Here is a 4,435-nt window from a genome sequence, read left to right on the forward strand (position 1 = left end):
CGCGGTGGTTTCGCCACCGCCGGGTATCGTCGGGTCGAATGCCGCCTTCTTAATTCGATCGGTGATGCCCACTGCGAGGGCGCCGAACAGATTGACGAGCCGGTCCGAGAGTACGTTCAAAGGGTTGCCTCATTCATTGACGGCGTATAGTGTATGCGCAGCGCATATATCACGCCTGTCTAAGCATGAAGGCAGGTCATGCGCCATGATGAAAGCGAGGCACCATGTTTTCGACATTACACATAGCTGAAAAGACGACCGGCTCTCGCGGGTCTCTCGCGTTGCTGCGCTGGGCGCTGGTGGTCATCTTTCTCTGGTTCGGTTGCATGAAATTCACGAGCTATGAAGCGATGGGCATCGCGCCATTGATGAAGAACAGTCCGATCATGAGCTGGATTCCGGCCGTTTTTGGGGTGCAGGGTGGAAGCTATTTTATAGGCACCGTCGAGCTCGCGACGGCCGCTGCGCTGATTATCGGTGCTTTCAACAAGACGGCCTCCGCTCTCGGCGCGGCGATGTCATGCCTGACTTATGCCGTGACACTGACGTTTTTCCTGAGCACGCCTGGCGTCGCCGAGCCGACCGCTGGCGGGTTCCCGGCGATTTCGGCCGGAACCGGACAGTTCCTGTTGAAGGACCTGGTGCTTCTTGCGGCATCAGCGTGCCTTCTACTTGCGTCCATACGGACAGCAGACGCGTGACGGCAAACAGGTGATAGGCGACGCTCCGGACCTGCGCTTTTGCCGAACCATACCCGCCTCAGCCCATAACGATCGACAAACCCTGTCGCTTTGATAGGGTGTTCGAAAACATGCTTTCGAGGGTTTGTCGTACATGCTGGTCGGATATATGCGGGTGTCAACGACCGATGACCGCCAAACGGTCGATCTCCAGCGGGACGCGCTCGTCGCAACCGGGGTCGATCATCGGCATCTCCATACCGACAAGGCATCCGGCGCGCGCGACGACCGACCAGGCCTGAAAGCCTGCCTCGACTATCTGAACGCGGGCGACACACTGATCGTGTGGAAGCTCGACCGGCTCGGACGCTCGCTGCCGCACCTGCTGACGATCGTCACCGATCTGAAGGCGCGCGGCATCGCGTTCCGGTCGCTGACCGAGCAGATGGATACGACCACGCCGCACGGCGAATTGCTGTTCTCGCTGTTCGGTGCATTGGCACAATATGAGCGTGCGCTCACGCGCGAACGGGTGATGGCGGGACTGGCTGCTGCCAAACGCCGGGGACGCCAAGGTGGCCGCCCGCCGATGATCGACGCCGAAACGCTCGAGCGGATCACCGCCGCGCTGGATGGCGGGGCCAGCAAGGCGTCCGTCTGCCGGACCTTCAAGGTGCCGCGTTCGACCCTTCTCGGCACGCTTGCCCGGATCGGCTGGACCGCACCGGCCAAGGTCTAAGCCGATGCCGCGTCGCGCCGTCCTGTCGGACGAGCAACGCGCGGCGTTGCTCGCGCTTCCCGACGACGAAACCCTGCTCGTCCAGCACTGGACATTGAGCCGGGACGACTTGGCCATCATCGTCCGCCGGAGGCGACCGCATAACCGGCTGGGTTTCGCGATCCAGCTTTGCGCGCTGCGCTATCCTGGCCGTTTCCTGCGACCCGGTGAACTGATCCCTGATACGCCGCTCGCGTTCGTCGCAGAGCAATTGCAGGTCGGACCCGAGGTGCTGGCCGACTACGCGACGCGCGGCCCGACCCGGTACGAACAGCTCGATGCACTGCGCGATGCATTCGGCTTCATGCCGCTCAGTCGGCCGCTGCGAACGACGTTGCAGGAATGGCTCCTGCCGATCGCGCTGACGACGACCAGCGGGGCTAGGCTGGCGCGCGTGATGCTGGATGAGTGCCGGCGACGGCGCATCATTGTGCCGGGCATCAGTTCGGTCGAGCGGATGGTCGCACAGGCGTTGCTCGATGCCGAACGCCATGTCGCCGAGCATCTGACCCGAGGACTCGATGCTCGACAGCGCCGGCTGCTCGATGCGCTTCTCCTGCCCCACACAGGCACGAACTTGAGCGATCTGGCCTGGGTGCGGCAGTCACCCGGCAAGCCCGGCCGAAAGACATTCGCCGCCATCATCGAGCGACTGACACTGCTTCGGGCCATCGGGATCGATCCGGATATCGCCGTAGGCGTCCATCCCGAGCGCCTCCGACGCCTGTGCCAGGAAGGCGTGCGGCTGACCGCGCAACATGTTCGGACGCTGTAAGCGACGCGGCGTCGCGCCACATTGGTGGCGACCATCCTCGAAACCATCGTTACCCTCACCGACGATGCGGTGCTGATGTTCGATCGCCTGCTTGGGCAGATGTTCCGGCGCGAACAGAACAGCGCGGACACGACACTCAAGCGCAACCGGCGCACCATCAACGGCAAAATCCGGCTGCTTGCCCAACTCGGCGCTGCCTTGCTCGCCGCCAAGATATCAGGTGGCGATATCGGCGCTGCGGTCGAGGCAGCGATCGGATGGAATGATCTCGGCCGCGAGGTCGATGAAGCCCGCAAGCTGATCCGCCCCGATTCGGTCGATCCCGTCGCGGTCGCCGCGACCAATTACCCCGTCCTCCGACAGGTCGGTCCCTCGTTCATCGCCTCGTTCACATTCGGGGCGGTGCCAGCCTGCCATGCGCTCGCGCGAGCGGTCGCGATCATGCGCGACCTTCATTTTGGTCATCTGCGCAAATTGCCTGCAGGCACGCCAGTCGGCTTCATCCGGCAAGCTTGGCGTCGGGCGATCGGCACCGGCATTCCCGATCGCAGGATCTATGAATTGTGCGTGCTGGTCGAGCTTCGCGACCGGCTTCGCGCCGGCGACATGTGGGTCGAGGGAAGCCGACGCTATCGTGCTGTCGAGCAGCAACTCATTCCTGCCCCCGTATTCGCCAACATGCGCGCGGCCGGCCCCTTGCCGATACCGGCACCGGATACGGCCGATATCTGGCTGGCCGAACGACGCGCCCGCCTCGCCCGTCGATTGGCCGAGGTCGAGCGAAAGGCGGAGACGGACGCGCTGGAAGACGTGCAGCTCAGCTTGGGCAGGCTGCGGATTTCGCCCTTGAAGGCGATTACTCCCGAGGAATCCGATACCGCCCTTGCGCCGCTCTATGCGCATCTGCCCGCGATCCGCATCACCGACCTTCTTGCCGAAGTCGATCGATGGACCGGGTTCAGCCAGTGCTTCACGCATCTGCAAAGTGGCCGTGCCGCGGATGAACCACGTGCGATCCTCACGGCGGTGCTCGCCGATGCCACCAATCTGGGCCATACGCGCATGGCGGAAGCCTGCAATCTCGTGACCCAGCGCCAACTCGGTTGGCTCGCCTCGTGGCATCTGCGCGAGGAAACCTACGGTCGCGCGCTCGCCCGGCTTGTCGACGCCCAACACACCGCGCCGCTGGCCGCGCTGTTCGGGTCCGGCACCTCGTCCAGCTCAGACGGTCAGAACTTTCCGCTCGACCGCCGCGCCCAGGCAACCGGCGCAGTCAATCCGCACAAGGGGACAGAGCCGGCTGTCTCCTTTTACAGCCACGTCTCGGATCGCTACGCGCCGTTCCATTCCACAGTTATCTCCGCTTCGGCGAGCGAGGCGGCACAGGTGCTCGACGGGCTGCTCCACCACGGCGCCGATCTGCACATCGAAGAGCATCACGTCGATGGCGGGGGCGTCTCCGACCATGTGTTCGCGCTATGTCATCTGCTTGGGTTCCGGTTCGCGCCGCGTATCCCGAATATCGCCGCACGCCGTTTGCACCTGTTTAACGGCATCGAACCCGGCCCCGATATTGCGCCGCTGGTCGCGGGCCGCATCGACGAAGGTCTGATCGAGGCACACTGGGACGACGTGCTGCGACTGGGAACCTCGATCCGCACAGGCGTCGTCAGCGCCTCGATCATGCTGGAACGGCTCGGCTCCTATCCACGCGCCAACGGCCTGGCACTGGCGTTGCGCGAGATCGGTCGCGTCGAGCGTACCCTGTTCACGCTCGACTGGATCGAGCAGCCCGAACAGCGTCGCCGCGCCACCCGCGAACTCAACAAGGGAGAAGCGGAAAATGCCCTGAAACGCGCCATCTTCTTCCATCGCATCGGCCGTATCCGCGATCATGCGCTGCAAGCCCAAAGCCATCGGGCGAGCGCGCTGAACCTCGTCGCCGGTGCCATCGTCCTGTGGAACACGACCTACCTGCAAGCCGCCCGGATGCATCTCGCCAACCTCGGCCGGCCGGTCCCGCCGGACCTGCTGCAACACCTATCACCGCTCGGTTGGCAGCATATCAATCTCACCGGCGATTACCTCTGGACCGATCCCGATGCGCCATCCACCGCGCTCAGACCGCTTCGCCAGATGCGCGCCGTCGAAGGCACGGCAAAACCTTAGCGTATATCTGGGTCCGTTCTGTGTACCGACCCC

Annotated in this window: 2 protein-coding genes and 1 pseudogene; all 3 read left to right on the forward strand. The window is 63.9% G+C overall.

What is annotated here, in order from left to right:
* Positions 1 to 224 precede the first annotated feature (224 nt).
* The 3 genes and pseudogenes from AX692_RS09735 to AX692_RS09745 all read left to right on the forward strand — a co-directional run bounded on the left by AX692_RS09735 (position 225) and on the right by AX692_RS09745 (position 4,402).
* On the forward strand, positions 225 to 701 hold the full coding sequence (locus AX692_RS09735) for a YkgB family protein (RefSeq protein ID WP_010339850.1): 477 nt from the start codon (positions 225 to 227) through the stop codon (positions 699 to 701).
* A 133-nt stretch (positions 702 to 834) separates the two neighbouring features.
* Entirely contained in the window at positions 835 to 1,419 is a 585-nt protein-coding gene (locus AX692_RS09740) for a recombinase family protein (protein WP_010339849.1), read from the forward strand.
* A gap of 4 nt (positions 1,420 to 1,423) precedes the next feature.
* A pseudogene (locus AX692_RS09745) lies at positions 1,424 to 4,402 on the forward strand (Tn3-like element ISMpo10 family transposase).
* The last annotated feature ends 33 nt before the right edge of the window (positions 4,403 to 4,435 follow it).

It is taken from the genome of Erythrobacter donghaensis, assembly GCF_001557325.1.
Taxonomy (GTDB): Bacteria; Pseudomonadota; Alphaproteobacteria; order Sphingomonadales; family Sphingomonadaceae; genus Erythrobacter; species Erythrobacter donghaensis_B.